The organism is Streptomyces sp. Da 82-17, from assembly GCF_046098215.1.
Taxonomy (GTDB): Bacteria; Actinomycetota; Actinomycetes; order Streptomycetales; family Streptomycetaceae; genus Streptomyces.
Genome location: NZ_JBJURH010000002.1, coordinates 235,167 through 252,948 on the forward strand (window position 1 = coordinate 235,167; position 17,782 = coordinate 252,948).

A 17,782-nucleotide genomic window follows, 5' to 3' on the forward strand; every position below is an offset into this window, starting at 1 on the left:
CCATGACGACAACCACCACCACCGTCCTCGAGGCCAAGGACGTCACCATGCGATTCGGCGGACTCACCGCCGTGCGCTCCGTCGGCCTCACCGTCAACAGCGGCGAGATCGTCGGCCTGATCGGTCCCAACGGGGCGGGCAAGACCACGTTCTTCAACTGCCTCACCGGCCTGTACGTGCCCACCGAAGGCACCGTCGCCTACAAGGGCACCGTTCTTCCGCCGAAGCCCCATCTCGTCACCAGCGCCGGAATTGCCCGCACCTTCCAGAACATTCGGCTCTTCGCCAACATGACCGTTCTGGAGAACGTGCTCGTCGGCCGCCACACCCGCACCAAGGAAGGCCTCTGGTCGGCCCTGCTGCGCGGCCCCGGATTCAAGAAGGCCGAGGCCGCGTCCCACGAACGGGCCATGGAACTCCTGGAGTTCATCGGACTCGCCCACAAGGCCGACCACCTGGCCCGCAATCTCCCGTACGGCGAGCAGCGCAAACTCGAGATCGCCCGCGCCCTCGCCAGCGAACCGGGACTGCTGCTCCTCGACGAGCCCACCGCGGGAATGAACCCGCAGGAGACCCGCGCCACCGAGGAGTTGGTCTTCGCCATCCGCGACCAGGGCATCGCCATTCTGGTCATCGAGCACGACATGCGGTTCATCTTCAATCTCTGCGACCGCGTCGCCGTACTCGTCCAGGGCGAAAAGCTCGTCGAAGGCACCTCCGATGTCGTGCAGGCCGACGAACGCGTCGTCGCCGCCTATCTCGGCACCCCCTTCGAAGGCGCACCCGGCGACGAGGAAGTGGCCGAGGTGGAAGCCGCCGAAGCCGCCCAGCAGACCCCCTCCGCAAAGGAGACGGCGGGCACGGAGAACAGCACGGAGGAGGGCCAGTGACCGCACTGCTCGAGGTCGAGGACCTCAGGGTCGCCTACGGCAAGATCGAGGCCGTCAAAGGCATTTCGTTCAGCGTCGAAGCCGGACAGGTCGTCACCCTCATCGGCACCAACGGCGCGGGCAAGACGACCACGCTGCGCACCCTTTCCGGGCTGCTGAAGCCGCTCTCCGGGAAAATCACCTTCGACGGGAAACCCCTCAACGGCGTCCCCGCCCACAAGATCGTGGCGATGGGCCTCGCCCACTCCCCCGAGGGCCGGCACATCTTTCCCCGCCTGACCATCACCGACAACCTCCGCCTCGGCGCGTACCTCCGCGACGACAAGGAGGGAATCGAGAAGGACATCCAGCGGGCGTACGACCTTTTCCCGATCCTCGGCGAACGCAGAAAGCAGGCCGCCGGAACGCTCTCGGGCGGTGAGCAGCAGATGCTCGCCATGGGCCGCGCCCTGATGTCCCGGCCCAAGCTGCTGATGCTCGACGAGCCCTCCATGGGCCTCTCCCCGATCATGATGCAGAAGATCATGGAGACGATCAGCGAGCTGAAGTCCCAGGGCACGACCATTCTGCTGGTCGAGCAGAACGCCCAGGCCGCGCTCTCCCTGGCCGATCACGGGCACGTCATGGAAATCGGCAAGGTCGTCCTCTCCGGTACGGGCCAGGACCTCCTGCACGACGAATCCGTGCGCAAGGCGTACCTCGGCGAGGACTGACCCGCTCGCGGTCGAACGCGTACGGCGAAGGCCCGCACCCCGATACGGGATGCGGGCCTTCGCCGTCGCGGGAAAAGGCGGCGGAACTACTTCGCCTTCTTCTTCTCCTCGGAATCCTCGATCACGGCCTCGGCGACCTGCTGCATCGACATCCGGCGGTCCATCGACGTCTTCTGGATCCAGCGGAACGCGGCCGGCTCCGTCAGCCCGTACTCCGTCTGCAGAACGGACTTCGCGCGGTCCACGAGCTTGCGCGTCTCCAGGCGCTGCGAAAGGTCCGCGACCTCCCGCTCAAGCGTCTTCAACTCGGTGTAACGGGACACGGCCATCTCGATCGCCGGGACCACGTCGCCCTTGCTGAAGGGCTTCACCAGATAGGCCATCGCGCCGGCGTCCCGGGCCCGCTCCACGAGGTCGCGCTGCGAGAACGCCGTCAGCATCAGGACCGGGGCGATGGACTCCTCGGTGATCTTCTCGGCGGCGGAGATGCCGTCGAGCACCGGCATCTTCACGTCCAGGATCACCAGGTCCGGGCGGTGCTCGCGGGCCAGCTCGATGGCCTTCTCCCCGTCACCCGCCTCGCCGACGACGGAGTACCCCTCCTCCTCGAGCATCTCTTTGAGGTCGAGACGGATCAGCGCCTCGTCCTCGGCGATGACGACACGGGTCGTCACCGGAGGCACGTGCGACTGGTCGTCATCGGTCTGGGGCGACTCGGGGGCGGTCACGTGGGGCTCCTCGTCATGGGGCAGGTACTACTTTCCATGAGCCTACCTAGCTGCGATAAGGTAGTGACGCGTCGGGTGCTCGTCATCCTTCGTTTCGCAGGAAGCCCCGGTAGCCCAGCGGTAGAGGCAATGGTCTCAAACACCATCCAGCGTGGGTTCGAATCCCACCCGGGGTACTTTTCCTTCATTTCCAAGGTTGCCAGCGATCACGCTGAAGTTCACCCGACCTTGTGATTCCAGCGGCCGACCCTCGCCGGAGCGAATCCCTCCGGGCGAGACTCGCTCGTATGTACGAGATGAGCATCCGCAAACGTACCCCGACGCCTCGGACGCGGTCGGCGTGCCGTGACAGCACGCCGACTCGCACCGCACCCCCGCCCCAACTGACGGGCGGCGAGCGTCACTTCGGGCTGTCGTCCTCGCCGATGTGGTGGACGCGGACCAGGTTCGTGGAGCCGGGAACCCCGGGCGGGGAGCCGGCCGTGATGACCACGACGTCCCCCTTCTGGCAGCGGCCGATCTTGAGCAGATGCTCGTCGACCTGGGCGACCATCGCGTCCGTGGAGTCCACGTGCGGGCCGAGGAAGGTCTCCACGCCCCAGGTCAGATTGAGCTGGGCACGCGTCGCCGGCTCGGGTGTGAAGGCGAGCAGCGGGATCGGCGAGCGGTAGCGCGAGAGCCGCTTCACGGTGTCGCCGGACTGCGTGAAGGCGACGAGGAACTTCGCGCCGAGGAAGTCGCCCATCTCCGCGGCCGCGCGGGCGACCGCGCCGCCCTGGGTGCGCGGCTTGCTGCGCTCCGTCAGGGGCGGCAGGCCCTTGGCCAGGATGTCCTCCTCGGCCGCCGCGACGATCCGGGACATCGTCCTGACCGTCTCGACCGGGTACTTGCCCACGCTGGTCTCGCCGGAGAGCATCACCGCGTCCGTGCCGTCGATGACGGCGTTGGCGACGTCCGATGCCTCGGCCCTCGTAGGACGGGAGTTGTCGATCATGGAGTCGAGCATCTGGGTGGCGACGATGACCGGCTTGGCATTGCGCTTGGCGAGCTTGATGGCGCGCTTCTGGACGATCGGGACCTGCTCCAGCGGCATTTCGACGCCGAGGTCGCCGCGGGCGACCATGATGCCGTCGAAGGCGGCGACGATGTCGTCGATGTTGTCGACGGCCTGGGGCTTCTCGATCTTCGCGATGACGGGAAGGCGTCGGCCCTCCTCGTCCATGATGCGGTGGACGTCCTCGATGTCGCGGCCGCTGCGGACGAAGGAGAGGGCGATGATGTCGGCGCCGGTGCGCAGGGCCCAGCGGAGGTCCTCGACGTCCTTCTCGGAGAGAGCCGGGACGGAGACGGCGACGCCGGGGAGGTTGAGACCCTTGTGGTCGGAGACCATGCCGCCCTCGACGACCGTGGTGTGGACGCGCGGGCCGTCCACGGCGGTGACTTCGAGGGTCACCTTGCCGTCGTCGACGAGGATGCGCTCGCCGGTGGTGACGTCGGCGGCGAGACCCTCGTAGGTGGTGCCGCAGGTCTGGCGGTCGCCCTGGACACCGTCCTCGACGGTGATCGTGAACTCGTCGCCGCGTTCAAGGAGTACGGGGCCTTCGCGGAAGCGTCCGAGCCGGATCTTCGGGCCTTGAAGGTCGGCGAGGATGCCGACGCTGCGGCCGGTTTCCTCGGCGGCTTCGCGGACTCGTTCGTAGCGGGCCTCGTGTTCGGCGTACGTGCCGTGGCTGAGGTTGAAGCGGGCCACGTCCATTCCGGCCTCGACCAGTGCCTTGATCTGGTCGTAGGAGTCGGTGGCGGGGCCCAGGGTGCAGACGATTTTTGCTCGGCGCATAGTCCGACCCTAGGGCTTACCGACGGGTAGAGATTTGGTGTGGCGTGACTACTCAACAACCTTTGCATGAAGGGCTATTGACAAGTGTTGAATTGTGCGGGGCATTGCTCCGATGAGCGCTCGACAGTAGGCCGCCGGCGCTCATTCGGGCGGAATACGAACGATATTCGGAGAGCGAGTTTCAGAGTTCGGGCGGCGCCATGGTGAAGCGGGCGTTGAGGTTGGCGTAGACCGTCTGACGCTGGGGTTCGAGGTCGAGGGCCGGGGCTCCGGCCATCTCGGGGGCGCCGTAGGAGACGGCACGCATGGCGCCGGGCGGGGGCGGCGGCGGAGGCAGGGCGCCGTTGTTCGCGCCGATGTCGGCGATGTCGATCAGCGAGGTGAGGTGGCTGCCGAGGGCGTCGGCGTACTCACGGGCGCGGTGCACGGCCTCGTGCACCGCCTGGCGGCGGGCCTGGGCGTGCACGGGCGAGTCGGGGCGCAGAGCCCAGTAGGGGCCGTCGACCCGGGTGAGTTCGAGGTCGGCGAGGCGGGTGGTGAGTTCGCCGAGTGCGGTGAAGTCACCGAGTTCTGCGGTGATCAGGACACGGCCCTGGTAGGCGCGGACGCGTTCGTTCTTGCCTTTGTCGGTGAGTTGGGGGCTGATGGCGAAGTTGCCGGTTTCGAGTTTCTCGACGGCTTCGCCGTAGCTCTTGATGAGTTGAAGTGCGGTGTTGTTCCGCTGGGTGAGGTCGTCGAGTGCGGTGCGGCGGTCGCGTCCGCGGGCGGTGACGGTGACGGTGATGCGGGCGATCTCGGGGTCGACCTCGAGCCGGGCTTCGCCGCGTACGGCGACACGGGGATCGGCGGTCGTGGAGCCGGATTTGGCGCCCGCGGTGGAGCCGGGGCCGGTGTCGGGGCTGGAGTGGTCGTCGGTGGTCATGGGGCCACTGTCGCACTCAGCCCTTGAGGTCGACGAGTGTGCCGTCGGGGCCGCGGGTGGCGCCGTCGGCCTGTTGGGTCGGGAGGCCGAAGGTGGTGAAGGCGGTGCGTGTGGGCAGCGGGTAGGGATCGGTGCCGGTGAGGGCGTTGAGGATGGTGGCGCTGCGCCAGGCGGCGAGGCCGAGGTCGGGTGCGCCGACCCCGTGGGTGTGGCGCTCGGCGTTCTGGACGTAGATGTTGCTGCCGGTGCGGGTGATGGCCGGGTCGAGGTCGAGGCGGTAGTGGGCGTCGATCCGGGGGCGGTCGGCGTCGTCGCGGCGGAGGTGCGGGTCGAGGGCGGCGAGGAGCTGGTCGAGGGGGCGTTCGCGGTAGCCGGTGGCGAGGACGACGGCGTCGGTGGTGAGGCGGGTGCGGGTGCCCTGCTGGTCGTGTCGTAGGTGGAGTTCGATCTGGGTGTCGGCGAGGCGGCCCGCGGTGCGGACGGTGACGCCGGGGGTGAGGGTCGCCTGGGGCCAACTGCCGTCCCGGGTGCGGGTGTAGAGCTCGTCGTGGATGGCGGCGATGGTGTCGGCGTCGATGCCCTTGTGGAGCTGCCACTGGCTGGGGACGAGGCGGTCGCGTACGGACTCGGGGAGGGCGTGGAAGTAGCGGGTGTAGTCGGGGGTGAAGTGTTCGAGGCCCAGCTTGGAGTACTCCCTGGGCGCGAAGGCCTCGGTGCGGGCGAGCCAGTGCAGGTTCTCGCGGCCGGCGGGGCGGGCGCGGAGCAGGTCGAGGAAGATCTCGGCGCCGGACTGGCCCGAGCCGATGACGGTGATGTGGTCGGCGGCGAGGAGCCGGGCGCGGTGGGCGAGGTAGTCGGCGGCGTGGACGACGGGGACGGTGGGGGCGTCGGCGAGGGGGCGGAGGGGTTCGGGGACGTAGGGGGCGGTGCCGATGCCGAGGACGACGTTGCGGGTGTGGGTGCGGCCGAGGGCCTCGGCTTCGCCGTCGGCGTCGAGCTGGGTGAAGTCGACCTCGAACAGGGCGAGTTGGGGATTCCAGCGGACGGCGTCGACCTGGTGGCCGTAGTGCAGGGAGGGCAGGCGGTCGCTGACCCAGCGGCAGTAGGCGTCGTAGTCGGTGCGCGGGATGTGGAAGCGCTCGGTGAAGTAGAAGGGGAAGAGCCGTTGCCGGTCGCGGAGGTGGTTGAGGTACGACCAGGGGCTGGTGGGGTCGGCGAGGGTGACGAGGTCGGCCAGGTACGGGACTTGGAGGCGGGTGCCCTCGATGAGCTGGCCGGGGTGCCAGTGGAAGGCGTGTCGCTGCTCGTAGAAGGCGGTGTCGAGGGGCTCGGGGAGGCCGTGGGCGAGGGCGGCGAGGGAGAGGTTGAAGGGGCCGATGCCGATGCCGACGAGGTCGCGGGGCGAGCCGGGCGCGGAGGGCGCGGTGGTCGGGTTCGCGGGGGTGGTGGCGCTCATCGGGGCGTGTGTCCTTCCACCAGGTTCAGCAGCCCGGCGAGGTCGGCGGGCCGGGTGTGCGGGTTGAGGAGGGTGGCCTTGAGCCAGAGGCGGCCGTCGGCGTGGGCGCGGCCGAGGACGGCCTGGCCGCCGGTGAGGAGGTCGCGGCGGAGCCGGGCGAGGGCCGGGTCGTTGATGTGGTGCGGCCGGAAGAGGACGGTGCTGAGGTGGGGCCGGGCGTAGAGCTCGAAGCGGGGGTGGCTCTCGACGGTGCGGGCGAAGCCGGCGGCGAGGTCGCAGACCTGGTCGACGAGAGCGCCGATGCCGGTGCGGCCGAGGGCGCGCAGCGTGACGGCGATCTTGAGGACGTCGGGGCGGCGGGTGGTGCGCAGGGAGCGGTCGAGGAGGTCGGGGATGCCGGCGTGGGTGTCGTCGTCGGCGTTGAGGTAGTCGGCGTGGTGGGCGAGGGCGCGGGTGTCGGCGGGGTCGCGGACGGCGAGGAGCCCGGCGGCGATCGGCTGCCAGCCGAGTTTGTGCAGGTCGAGGGAGACGGTGTGGGCGCGGTCGAGGCCTTCGAGGAGGTGACGGCGGCGGTCGCTGAACAGCAGCGTGCCGCCGTAGGCGGCGTCGATGTGGAGGCGGGCGCCGTGGTGGTCGCAGACGTCGGCGACGGCGGGCAGCGGGTCGATGTGTCCGGCGTCGGTGGTGCCGGCGGTGGCGGCGACGAGGACGGTGGCGGTGGAGTGCCGCGCGAGGGTGGCGTCGAGGGCGCCGGGGTCGAGGACGCCGGAGGGGGTGGGGACGGTGACGGGTTCGGGGAGGCCGAGGAGCCAGGCGGCGCGGTGCAGGGAGTGGTGGGCGTTCTCGCCGGTGACGAGGAGTACGGGGGCGGGGGCGTGCCGTTCGCGGGCGAGGAGCAGGGCGAGTTGGTTGGACTCGGTGGCGCCGGTGGTGAGGAGCGCGGTGGGGGCGGGCCGGGTGCCGGGGTGGACGAGACCGGCGAGGGCGTCCGTGACGAGGGTTTCCAGGGCGGAGGCGGCGGGGGCCTGGTCCCAGGAGTCCATGGAGGGGTTGAGCGCGGACGCGGCGAGGTCGGCGGCGGTGGCGACGGCGAGCGGCGGGCAGTGCAGGTGGGCGGCGCACAGCGGGTCGGCGGGGTCGGCGGCGCCCTGGGCGACGAGGCGGATGAGGGTGCCGAGGGCCTCCTCGTCGTCGGTGCCGTGCTCGGGCAGCGGGTCGCCGACGGCGGCGCGTACCTGCTCGGTGACGGTGGCCGGGCCACCGGCGGGGAGGGGGCCGGGGCGGTCGGCGGTGCCGTGGCGCAGGGCGGTGAGGACGGTGTCGAGCAGGGGGCGCAGCTGGGCGGGGCCCGCGGGTCCGGAGGCGAGGGGGAAGTCTGGCATGGTGCGGGTCCTTCGGGGTGCGGGGGCGTGGTCCAGCCTGTACGTGGCTGGGGGCCGTGTTCCGTCAGCTCCAACGAGCTGAACCCGAAAGGGGTACCTGTGCGTGGGGGCGGGGCGGGGTTGTGCTCCCCTCCCCGCCCCTTCCCGGCTGTGTCCGATGTGCGGCCGGCGCCGCGTGGCCTGCGGGCGGCCCGGGGGCTTCGCCCCCTTGTCTCCCTATCGCGCTGCGCGCTCGTCCTCAAGCGCCGGGCGGGCTGCCTCGCGTACCCGCAACGCCCGTGCCAGGTCGTCGAGTTGGTCGACCAGCTTGCGGCGCAGGGACGGCGGCGGGTTGTCGCGGTCGAGGCAGGTGCGGCCGAGCGCGAGGGTGCTGTCGGCGACCGCGACGGCGGGGAACGCCCAGCGGCCGGCGGCGTCGCCGATGGCGGGCCCGCGGCGGTCGGCGACGGCGAGGGCGGCGTCGTAGTAGCGGGGGATGTAGTCGCGTACGAGGTCGAGTTGCTCGGGTTGCCAGAAGCCCTGGGCGGTGGCGATGAACAGGTAGTTGGAGAGGGAGTCGTCCTCGAACATGGCGCGCCAGGCCTCGGCCTTGGCGACCGGGTCGGGCAGGGCGGCGCGGCAGCGGGCGGCGCCTTCCTGGCCGGTGGCGCTGGGGTCCTGGGCGAGTTCGGCCTCGATGACGGCGTCGTCGACGGCGCCGAGCACGGAGAGCCGGCCGAGGATGCGCCAGCGGAGTTCGGGGTCGAGTTCGGGGCCGCCGGGGACGCTGCCGGAGTCGAACCAGTCGCGGATGGTGTCGGGTTGGGCGGCGGCGGAGATGAAGTGGCGTACGGCGGTGAGGCGCAGGCCGGGGTGGGAGCCGTCCTCGGTGCGGCGGATGAGGTCGCGGCAGAGGTCGGTGAGGGTGGCCTGGGCGGCGGGCCGCTCGGTCGCCGGGAGGTAGCGGTCGACGACGTGGGCGGCGGCGAAGCCGAGGACGCCCTGGACGAGGGCGAGGTCGGGTTCGGCGGGGAGGTGGGCGCGGGCCGCCTCCAGGTAGGCGGCGGGCGGGAGTTCGCCGTCGCGCACGGCGTCGCGCAGGGCGTTCCAGACGACGGCGGAGGTGAGGGGCTCGGGGAGGTGGGAGAGGGCCGTCTTGAGGGTGGTGAAGGAGTGCTCGTCGAAGCGGATCTTGGCGTAGGTGAGGTCGCCGTCGTTGAGGACGACGAGGTCGGGGCGGCGGCCGGTGAGCGTGCGGGCGGGGACCTGCGGGGCGTCGGCGGGGATGTCGATGTCGAAGCGTTCGCGCAGGTGGAGGCCGGCGGTGGCGGTGGCGGTGGAGAGGGAGACGGTGTCGTAGAGGCCGACGGTGACGTGGTGGGGGCGGCTGCCGTCGTGCCGGACGGTGAGCTGCAGTCCGTCGTCGGTCTCGCTCAGCTCGGGGGTGAGGGTGTCGATGCCGGTGGTGCCGAGCCAGGCGCGGGCCCAGGCGTGCACGTCGCGGTCGGTGTGGGCGGCGAGGTTGTCGAGGAAGTCGGCGAGCGTGGCGTTGCCGAACTTGTGCCGCTTGAAGTGGGTGTTGATGCCGGCGAGGAAGTCGGCCTCGCCGAGCCAGGCGACGAGTTGGCGCAGCGCGGAGGCGCCCTTGGCGTAGGAGATGCCGTCGAAGTTGAGGTCGGCGGTCGCCGTGTCCGGGACGAGCTCCGGGTCGGGGGCGACGGGGTGGGTGGAGGGGCGCTGGTCGGCGTCGTAGCCCCAGGGTTTGCGGGTGATGCCGAAGTCGGTCCAGGTGGCGGTGAAGCGGGTGGCCTCGGCGGTGGTCTGGTAGCCCATGTACTCGGCGAAGGACTCGTTCAGCCAGATGTCGTCCCACCAGCGCAGGGTGACGAGGTCGCCGAACCACATGTGGGCCATCTCGTGGGCGATGACCATGGCGCGGGTCTGGCGCTCGGTGTCGGTGACGGCGGAGCGGTACACGAACTCGTCGCGGAAGGTGACGAGCCCCGGGTTCTCCATCGCGCCGGCGTTGAACTCGGGCACGAAGGCCTGGTCGTACGAGTCGAAGGGGTAGGGCTCGTCGAACTTCTCGTGGTAGCGGTCGAAGCAGCCGCGGGTGATGTCGAGGAGTTCGTCGGCGTCGGCCTCGAGGTGCGGGGCGAGGGAGCGGCGGCAGTGCAGGCCGAAGGGCAGGCCGCGGTGCTCGGTGCGGATGGAGTGGTACGGGCCTGCGGCGATCGCGGCGAGGTAGGTGGAGATCGGCGGGGTCTCGGCGATCTGCCACTCGCCGGGGGCGGTCTCGGTGGCGATGCCGTTGCCGAGGACGGTCCAGTCGGCGGGGGCGGTGACGGTGAACGCGAAGCGGGCCTTGAGGTCGGGCTGGTCGAAGGCGGGGAAGACGCGCTGGGCGTCGTCCATGCAGAGCTGGGTGTAGAGGTAGGTCTCGCCGTCGGTGGGGTCGGTGAAGCGGTGCATGCCTTCGCCGGTGCGGGAGTAGCGCATGGCGGCGTCGATCCGCAGCTCGTGCGGGCCCGCGGTGAGGTCGGTCAGGGTCAGGCGGTCGGCGGCGTACGCGGCGGGGTCGAGGGGGTGTCCGTCCAGGGTCGCGGAGCGCAGGTGGTCGGCCTTCAGCTCGATGAAGGTGTCGCCGGCCGCGGTGGCGGTGAAGTGGATCGCCGTGCGGGTGTCGAAGGTGGCGTCGCCGGTCGTCAGGTCGAGGTGGACCTCGTACCGCTGGACTTCGATGAGCTCGGCTCGGGTCTGCGCTTCGTCGCGCGTGAGTACGGACATGGGGTTCATGCTGCACGATCGGGTGCGTGCAGCACAGGGGCACCCTGGTCCGGGGCTCGGAACCGGGGGCTCCGCCCCCAGGGCCCCCCGATCGTCGTTCGGCTTCCCCGCCGTCGTGGCTGCTCGCGCAGTTCCCCGCGCCCCTTGTCGGGGGCTCCGCCCCTGGAGCCGCGGCTGGTTACGGGAGGTCCTCGAGGAACGTCACCTCGTTCGTGCCCTCGATCACCCCTCCCCTGCGCCAGGCCTCCTCCAGGGCCGGGGACGGGAAGTGCTGTTCGACCTGGGCGATGTCGTCGAAGCGGAGCAGGACGACCGCTTCGGACGGGTCGTTCATGTTCCGGGTGACGGCGACCGTTTCGAGGCCGAGGGCGGCGCGCTGGTCGGCGAGGGAGTCGAACGCCTCACGCCACTGGGTGTGGTCGGCGTACTTCTGCCGGATCAGGAGGAAGGGCATGGGGGCATGCTACGGGCGCCGCGTGGGCCCCAACAGCCCCCTGCCGAGGGGGAGTTGGGGCTCAGGAGCGGGCGATGGTCTCGTGGTGACGGATCACTTCCGCGATGATGAAGTTGAGCAGCTTCTCGGCGAACGCCGGGTCCAGCTTGGCGCTCTCCGCGAGCGCGCGGAGGCGGGCGATCTGCTGCGCCTCGCGGTTCGGGTCGGCGGGCGGCAGCTGGTGCTCGGCCTTGAGGTGGCCGACCTGCTGGGTGCACTTGAAGCGCTCGGCGAGCATGTGGACGACGGCGGCGTCGATGTTGTCGATGCTGTCCCGGAGGCGGGCCAGTTCGGCGCGGACCGTTGCGTCGACGCCCTCGGCGGGCTGACCAGTGTCGCTGTTCGTGATGCTGCTCATGGGGGAAGAGCCTACGTTGCCGGGTGGAGCATGGGCGGGTCGTCCGGATCCGGTATCTGCTGGGACCAGCCGCCGGGCACGGCACGGCCCTGCTGCTCCCGGAAACGCACGGGCGCGACGCCGACGCGGCGGGTGAAGAGCCGCGAGAAGTAGGCGGGGTCGTCGTAGCCGACGCGGCGGGCGACGGCGGCGACGGGAAGTTCCGTGGCCGCCAGGAGTTCCTTGGCGCGGCCGAGCCGGATGCCGAGCAGGTAGTCCTTGGGGCTGCAGCCGGCGCCGCGGCGGACGGCGGTGCGCAGCTCGGCGGGCGTCATCCCGTGGCGGGCGGCGTGCTCGGCGACGGACAGCGGCTGGAAGGCGTCGCGGGCGAGGGCCTGGAGCACGGGGTCGCCGTCGGGTGCGATGTCGGCGCGGGCGCGGCGCAGGGCGACGAGGAGTTCGTGGACGGCGGCCCCGGTCTCCACCTCCAGCAGGGGGTTCCCGCGGCGGGCGGCGCGGGCGATGCGGCCGACGGCGGCGCGCGGGGCTGCGGCGTCGGAGAGCGGGATGACGGGCCGCTCGGGCTCGATGTACCCGAGTTCGGTGTACGTGCTGGTGGCGGGCCCGCTGAAGTCGACGAAGGACTCGTCCCAGCCGGTGTGCGGATCGGCGCCGTAGTGGTGCGGCACGCCCGGGATGATCCACAGCAGGGCGGGCGCGGTGACGGTGACGCGGCGGCCGTCGACGCCCTGGAACCAGCCGCTGCCGGCGCTGATGACGATGGCGACATGGTGGTCGAGGGTGCGGGGCCCGACGGTGGGCAGCGTGCCGTGCTGCAGTCCGACGCCGAGGCAGACGAGGCCGAGGCGGTGGTGGACGGGGCTCGGCGTGAAGTACCGCATCCACGTGTGATACATGCCCAGTTGCCCCTTTCGTCACGTCCTGCCCTGGTCCACCGGCCGTTTCGGTCGGCGCCTTGCGTCCAATCAGGGCCGATCTTTGTCCATGGACCGGCCCTCCGCCAGGGGGTGAGGGTGGGCGCACTCCTGCGCGTACGGAAAGGCGGGCCCGGTGGGCGAGTTTGTGTTGGGGGACGGGGACTTCGAGCTGGACGGGCGGCCGGTGCGGCTGCTGTCCGGTGCGCTGCACTACTTCCGGGTGCACGAGGAGCAGTGGGGGCACCGGCTCGCGATGCTGCGGGCGATGGGCCTCAACTGCGTGGAGACGTACGTCCCGTGGAATCTGCACGAGCCGCGGCCCGGGGAGTGGCGGGACGTGGCGGCGCTCGGCCGGTTCCTGGACGCGGTCGCGGAGGCGGGCCTGTGGGCGATCGTGCGGCCGGGCCCGTACATCTGCGCGGAGTGGGAGAACGGCGGGCTGCCGCACTGGCTGACGGGGCCGCTCGGCGGGCGGGTCCGGACGCGGGACGCGGAGTATCTGGCGCACGTGGAGCGCTGGTTCGGGGTGCTGCTGCCGCAGGTGGTGGAGCGGCAGGTCGACCGGGGCGGCCCGGTCCTGATGGTGCAGGTGGAGAACGAGTACGGCTCGTACGGATCCGACCAGGAGTATCTGCGCCGACTCGCCGAACTGCTGCGGCAGTCGGGCGTGAGCGTGCCGCTGTTCACGTCCGACGGGCCCGAGGACCACATGCTGACGGGCGGATCCGTGCCCGGGGTGCTCGCGACGGTGAACTTCGGCTCGCAGGCCCGGGAGGGCTTCGCGGCGCTGCGCCGCCACCAGCCGAAGGGGCCGCTGATGTGCATGGAGTTCTGGTGCGGCTGGTTCGACCACTGGGGCGCGGAGCATGTCGTACGGGATCCGGCGGACGCGGCGGGGGCGCTGCGGGAGATCCTCGACGCGGGGGCCTCGGTCAACCTGTACATGGCGCACGGCGGCACGAACTTCGCCGGGTGGGCCGGCGCGAACCGGGGCGGCGATCTGCACGACGGGCCGCTGCTGCCGGACGTGACGTCGTACGACTACGACGCGCCGGTCGACGAGTACGGGCGGGCCACCCCGAAGTTCTGGGCGTTCCGCGAGGTGCTCGCCGCGTACGCGGACGGGCCGCTGCCCGAACTACCGCCCGCGCCACCGGAGTTGGGCACGCTGACCGCAGCAGAGTGGGACGCCTGGACGCCGCTCGGGGAGGTCGTGGACGCGCTCGGCGGCCCGGAGCGGACCTTCGGCTCGCCGCCGGACTTCGAGGAGCTGGACGTGGACCGCGGCCTCGTCCGCTACCGCCTGGACGTGCCGGGCCCGCGCCAGCCGTACCCGCTGCGGGCGGTCGGGCTGCGCGATCTGGCGGTGGTGCACGTCGACGGGGTGCCGGCCGGGGTGCTTACGGAGGACTCCCCCGAGCCGGCCGAACCCGTCGCGGGGCCCGCGCGCGTGGAGCTGTTCGTGGAGTCCCTGGGCCGCGTCAACTACGGGCCGCGCCTCGGCGAACGCAAGGGCCTCACGGGCGGTGTGCTGCACGAACGGCAGTTCCTGCACGGGGTACGGGCCACGGGCCTGCGCCTCGACGCGTTCGACGAGGCGGACCGGGTACGGGCGTTGCCCTCTCGGGCCCCGGACGGCGGGGCGGGCCTGTACCGGGGCTCGGTCACGGTCGAGGGCGCGGGCGACGCCACCCTCGAACTCCCCGGCTTCACCCGGGGGTTCGCGTGGGTGAACGGGTTCTGTCTCGGGCGGTACTGGGCACGCGGGCCGCAGCGATCCCTCTACGTACCGGGGCCGGTGCTGCGGGAGGGGGGCAACGAGGTGTGGGTCCTTGAGCTGGAGAGGGCTGAAGCGGGGGCTTCGGTGCGGGCAGGGGCACCAGCGGCGGGCTGACTCCCCGCCCCTCCCCGAAACCGGGGCTCCGCCCCGGGCCCCGTATCGCGCTGAGGCGCTCGTGCCCCGACAGGGGCGCGGGGAACTGCGCGATCAGCCACGACGGCGGGAACGCCGGACGAACAGCGCCGCAGGCTTTCGGGAAGGGGCGGGGAGGGGAGAAGGACCGGGCCCCGTCCGCCCACCACCCGCACCCCGAAACGCGCCCTACACCTCTCGCACCTCGAACCCGTCAAGCACGAACTCCGCCGTCCCGTCCTCCCCGACCTTGCGCAGGCCGACCCAGGCCTCGCCCTCGGCGGGGGCCGTGAACTCGTAGGACAGGACCGTGGGTTCGGTGGCGACCGGCAGCGCCTCGCGGGACAGTTCCCGCGTCCCCGGCTCGTCGACCGCCGTCACCCACGCGTACTGGCCCGCCTTCTCGTTCTCGTACCGGAACGACACCCGGTAGCGCCGACCCGCGGTGAAGCGGACCGTGTGCGGGACCGTGCGGTAGACCAGGCCCGCGTTCTCGCCGCGGGACTTCAGCGACTCCGTGCCGTCGACGACGTCGTCGATCGCCTTGCCGTTCCAGCCGCGCTGCGTGTACGGCGCGTGCCGCTGCGCGATGTGGGTGCGCGGGTCAGTGGCGCCGCCCGCGTCGCCCTTGACGAAGACGCCCCAGCCCTGCGGCACGTGCTCGAAGTCCTCGAAGACCAGGGCCCCTTCGGGGACGGCCGGGCGCCGGGCCGGGACGACCCGCACATTGTCGAACCGGACCCGCGCCCGCCCCGCCTCCGCGCGCAGTGCGAGGTCGACCGGGCCGCCGCCCTCCGGCACCGTGAAGTACGTGAACAGGCGCTGGAAGCGGGTGCCGTGCTTGCGGTCGGCCGCGACGTAGTTGCCCGCGGTGGAGGTGTGCGTGAAGTTCTCCGCCCGCACCCCGTCCGCGGTGCGCACCTCCAGGGCCGCACGCCGCCGCTCCCCCGCCTTCGCGCCGACCTCGACCTGCACGGACGCCGCGTACGTGCCGGGCGCGAGCCGGGTCAGGCGCTGGCCGACGGTGGCCGCGGCGCCCGCGCCGATCACCAGCTCGTGGTCGCCGAGCGCGCTCAGCTCGACGGTCGCGGGCCCGGACACCGTCCAGCCGTCCAGGGAACCGGAGTGGAAGCCCGGGTCGTGCAGCGGCGTGGCCTGGCCCCAGTCGGGGTCGGCGGGCGCGGGCTGCCGCTCGCGGTAGAGGACGTACGGCTGCTTCGCCTCGGCCTTCAGGGTCACCTTGCCGCCGCTGACCGGGACGTCCCCCTCGTGCACTCGGCCCTGGTCGGTGAGGCGGTACAGGGCGAGCTTCGTCGACGAGGACCAGCCGCGCGGGAGTTGCCAGGTGCTGGAGCCGGCCTTCGGCGCGTAGTGGTAGAGCTTCGGCGGGTCCAGGGCTTTCCGCGGCTCCCAGGGCAGCAGATAGGAGCCGTCCGTGTAGACGACGCGGCCGTCGGTGGTGATGACGCGCTTGCCGCTCGCGTCGGAGACCTTCGTGGCCGGGTCCCCGAAGAACGTGATCTCGTGCTCGGTCCACGTCCTGATCGGGTGCGCCTGGAGGTACTTGGCGGGCAGCGAGTCCGTCCAGATCTGGTTGTAGAACACGGTCCAGTCGGTCTTGCCGACCCAGCCCTCGAAGTTGCCGGTGCGCGGGATGCCGAGCAGGGTGGGCCACTTGTCGGCGAAGACGTCCTTGTGGTCGTTGCGGATGAACCGGATGAGCTGCGAGTTGATGCCGCGGGAGGTGTCCGGGCCGTAGTCGGTCTCCGTGGCCCAGTGGGACCAGAGCGCGGAGCGTTCCAGGCCGTGGCCCCACTCGGTGGTGATGTGCCAGCCCTGTTCGCGCAGGGCGCGCTGCAGCCGGTCGGAGGTCCAGCCGGACTCGCGGAACACGTCGATGTAGAGGGTGTTGAGGGCGTCGTCGGTCTCGGCGCGCAGGTCGGCGAAGCGCTTGACGATGTCGCCGGACACCAGGTCGCGCCGCTGGTCGATCCGGTAGCTCTGGTCGAGCCAGTCCCACTGCTCGTTCGTCTTGTCGACGAGGGTCTCGGAGAAGGCGTTGGCGACGGGGTACGACTCGGTGGCGTTGACGTGCACGCCGAAGTCACTGCCCCACTTCTTCCCCTCCCTGACCAGGGTGTTGAGGTCCGCGAGGCCGCCGGCCCGCTTGTTGTGGTTGCCCGCGTAGTCGGGGTGGGCGGAGTCGTGGCCCTCGGACTGGTAGCCCTTGAGCAGCGTGTACTGGCGCAGCCCGTCCGTCGCCAGGGAGATCCGCTTGACGTGGTCGAGGGTCAGCAGGAACGGGTTGGTGGCCTGCGAGGCGAAGTTGAACGGGATGTGCGGGACGACCCGAAGGTGCTGTTCGTCGGCGCCGAGCGGCATCACCATCACGTCCCGGAACGCGATCGCCGCGTCCTGCCAGTCGACCTTGCCGTCCCCGTTCCGGTCGCCGGTCACGATCACGGTGGCGTACGGGAGCGGCTCGGTGGCGTCGACCGGGGAGGTCGCGGCGCGGTGCGTGAACTGGCCGAGCCCGAGCCGCGCCTCGACATGCTCGCCGGCCTTCGCCGTGGAGCGCCTGAGCCGCCCGTTGTCCCAGGTGGTGCCGGCCGCCGAACTCGGCTTGTCGTACACGGTGTTGGTCTCGACGGCGCCGCCGAGCCGGTCGTGCGCGACGACGGCGTACGCGCAGCCCTTCGCCGCCTCGACCGGGGTGTCCGGGGCGACCCGGACGAGGGTGTCGCCGCTCTTCGCCTTGTCGAGCTCGATGCGCGCGGCGAGCAGCGCGGCCCCCGGCTGGTCGCTGCGCACCGCGAGGAACGTGAGGCCGGGGAAGTCGAGGGTGCCGACGCGCAGCGCGTCCGTGTCGGCGATCCGCGTGATCCGCCAGTGCACCCGGTCGTCCTCGACCTGGATCTCCGCGTCGATCTCGGCGCCGCCGGCCAGGGCGAGGGTGTACGTGATGCGGTCGTCGCCGGTGCGTGCGGTGACGCGGGGCGTGTGCTCGGCGCCGTCGACCAGGAGCGTCGTGACGGGGTCGGTGCCGCCGTGCAGGACGGCGCCGGAGGCGCGGTGGGTGTAGCCGGTGATCCGCGGGAAGGCGGTGTCGACGCGTACGTCGAGGGTGCGGGAGCGCAGCACGGCCTCGCCCCTGGTCGCGGCGGCGGCCGGGAGCGGCACGCCGAGTGCCAGTCCGGCGCCCGCGGCCGCGGTGGCGGCGACGACGCTGCGGCGGGTGGGTCCATCGTTCGGTGCGCGCACTGCACCCCTCCTCGGGACGGTTCGGTGTGGCCGTCACGATGCGCGAGGCGGGGCGAGGGGGCCCATGGACAAAGGGGCGGGAGTGGTTGGACAAAAGCCCGGACCGCCCCCTGCGCGCACGCGTGCGTCCCGGCCGACGGGCCCGGG

13 protein-coding genes and 1 tRNA gene are annotated in these 17,782 nt (G+C 71.6%); 4 read left to right on the forward strand and 10 right to left on the reverse strand.

Annotated features, from left to right (window positions below; all coding sequences use genetic code 11):
• Positions 1-2: 2 nt before the first annotated feature.
• Both ACIDOF_RS04035 and ACIDOF_RS04040 read left to right on the forward strand, forming a co-directional pair.
• Positions 3-890 carry an ABC transporter ATP-binding protein gene (locus ACIDOF_RS04035; protein ID WP_409004483.1) on the forward strand — a complete coding sequence of 296 codons (888 nt, stop codon included), beginning with the start codon at positions 3-5 and terminating at the stop codon, positions 888-890.
• Positions 887-1,603 (forward strand): ABC transporter ATP-binding protein, encoded by a 717-nt coding sequence (locus ACIDOF_RS04040; protein ID WP_409004239.1) that lies wholly within the window; start codon positions 887-889, stop codon positions 1,601-1,603. Before ACIDOF_RS04035 ends, ACIDOF_RS04040 begins: the two co-directional genes overlap by 4 nt.
• 86 nt (positions 1,604-1,689) lie before the next feature.
• On the opposite strand, the gene ACIDOF_RS04045 is transcribed toward ACIDOF_RS04040, so the two are convergent.
• Positions 1,690-2,331 (reverse strand): ANTAR domain-containing response regulator, encoded by a 642-nt coding sequence (locus ACIDOF_RS04045; protein ID WP_409004240.1) that lies wholly within the window; start codon positions 2,329-2,331, stop codon positions 1,690-1,692.
• 103 nt (positions 2,332-2,434) lie between these two features.
• Between ACIDOF_RS04045 and ACIDOF_RS04050 the strand changes: the two genes are divergently transcribed.
• Positions 2,435-2,507 (forward strand) — tRNA-Leu (locus ACIDOF_RS04050).
• A gap of 224 nt (positions 2,508-2,731) precedes the next feature.
• On the opposite strand, the gene pyk is transcribed toward ACIDOF_RS04050, so the two are convergent.
• The 8 genes from pyk to ACIDOF_RS04090 form a co-directional block, all read right to left on the reverse strand.
• Positions 2,732-4,168, reverse strand: coding sequence for a pyruvate kinase (pyk, locus tag ACIDOF_RS04055; protein WP_409004241.1), 1,437 nt, complete (start codon positions 4,166-4,168; stop codon positions 2,732-2,734).
• A gap of 181 nt (positions 4,169-4,349) precedes the next feature.
• Entirely contained in the window at positions 4,350-5,090 is a 741-nt protein-coding gene (locus tag ACIDOF_RS04060; RefSeq protein WP_409004242.1) for an SIMPL domain-containing protein, read from the reverse strand.
• Between the two features lie 16 nt (positions 5,091-5,106).
• A complete protein-coding gene (locus ACIDOF_RS04065) occupies positions 5,107-6,546 on the reverse strand; it encodes a lysine N(6)-hydroxylase/L-ornithine N(5)-oxygenase family protein (protein WP_409004243.1) in 1,440 nt (479 codons plus the stop codon).
• Positions 6,543-7,928, reverse strand: coding sequence for a pyridoxal phosphate-dependent decarboxylase family protein (locus ACIDOF_RS04070; RefSeq protein WP_409004244.1), 1,386 nt, complete (start codon positions 7,926-7,928; stop codon positions 6,543-6,545). The genes ACIDOF_RS04065 and ACIDOF_RS04070 overlap by 4 nt, the downstream gene beginning before the upstream one ends.
• A gap of 216 nt (positions 7,929-8,144) precedes the next feature.
• Positions 8,145-10,694, reverse strand: a complete 2,550-nt coding sequence (gene pepN / locus ACIDOF_RS04075) for an aminopeptidase N (RefSeq protein WP_409004245.1) — start codon at positions 10,692-10,694, stop codon at positions 8,145-8,147.
• Between the two features lie 178 nt (positions 10,695-10,872).
• Positions 10,873-11,148, reverse strand: a complete 276-nt coding sequence (locus ACIDOF_RS04080) for a hypothetical protein (protein ID WP_409004246.1) — start codon at positions 11,146-11,148, stop codon at positions 10,873-10,875.
• 61 nt (positions 11,149-11,209) lie between these two features.
• On the reverse strand, positions 11,210-11,536 hold the full coding sequence (locus ACIDOF_RS04085; RefSeq protein WP_409004484.1) for a chorismate mutase: 327 nt from the start codon (positions 11,534-11,536) through the stop codon (positions 11,210-11,212).
• Positions 11,537-11,556: 20 nt separating this feature from the next.
• Positions 11,557-12,441 carry a helix-turn-helix domain-containing protein gene (locus ACIDOF_RS04090; RefSeq protein WP_409004247.1) on the reverse strand — a complete coding sequence of 295 codons (885 nt, stop codon included), beginning with the start codon at positions 12,439-12,441 and terminating at the stop codon, positions 11,557-11,559.
• Positions 12,442-12,595: 154 nt separating this feature from the next.
• On the opposite strand from ACIDOF_RS04090, the gene ACIDOF_RS04095 reads away from it, so the two are divergent.
• On the forward strand, positions 12,596-14,356 hold the full coding sequence (locus ACIDOF_RS04095; protein ID WP_409004248.1) for a glycoside hydrolase family 35 protein: 1,761 nt from the start codon (positions 12,596-12,598) through the stop codon (positions 14,354-14,356).
• Between the two features lie 207 nt (positions 14,357-14,563).
• Here ACIDOF_RS04095 and ACIDOF_RS04100 read toward each other — a convergent pair whose 3' ends face one another.
• On the reverse strand, positions 14,564-17,635 hold the full coding sequence (locus ACIDOF_RS04100) for an endo-alpha-N-acetylgalactosaminidase family protein (RefSeq protein WP_409004249.1): 3,072 nt from the start codon (positions 17,633-17,635) through the stop codon (positions 14,564-14,566).
• Between the last annotated feature and the right edge of the window lie 147 nt (positions 17,636-17,782).

What these genes read in the sequence shown, in the direction of transcription:
- ACIDOF_RS04035 (WP_409004483.1), top strand. Translation starts at nt 3, where the DNA reads ATGACGACAACCACCACCACCGTCCTCGAGGCCAAGGACGTCACCATG.
- ACIDOF_RS04060 (WP_409004242.1), bottom strand. Translation starts at nt 5,090, where the DNA reads ATGACCACCGACGACCACTCCAGCCCCGACACCGGCCCCGGCTCCACC.
- ACIDOF_RS04090 (WP_409004247.1), bottom strand. Translation starts at nt 12,441, where the DNA reads ATGTATCACACGTGGATGCGGTACTTCACGCCGAGCCCCGTCCACCAC.
- ACIDOF_RS04080 (WP_409004246.1), bottom strand. Translation starts at nt 11,148, where the DNA reads ATGCCCTTCCTCCTGATCCGGCAGAAGTACGCCGACCACACCCAGTGG.
- pepN (WP_409004245.1), bottom strand. Translation starts at nt 10,694, where the DNA reads ATGTCCGTACTCACGCGCGACGAAGCGCAGACCCGAGCCGAGCTCATC.
- ACIDOF_RS04070 (WP_409004244.1), bottom strand. Translation starts at nt 7,928, where the DNA reads ATGCCAGACTTCCCCCTCGCCTCCGGACCCGCGGGCCCCGCCCAGCTG.
- pyk (WP_409004241.1), bottom strand. Translation starts at nt 4,168, where the DNA reads ATGCGCCGAGCAAAAATCGTCTGCACCCTGGGCCCCGCCACCGACTCC.
- ACIDOF_RS04065 (WP_409004243.1), bottom strand. Translation starts at nt 6,546, where the DNA reads ATGAGCGCCACCACCCCCGCGAACCCGACCACCGCGCCCTCCGCGCCC.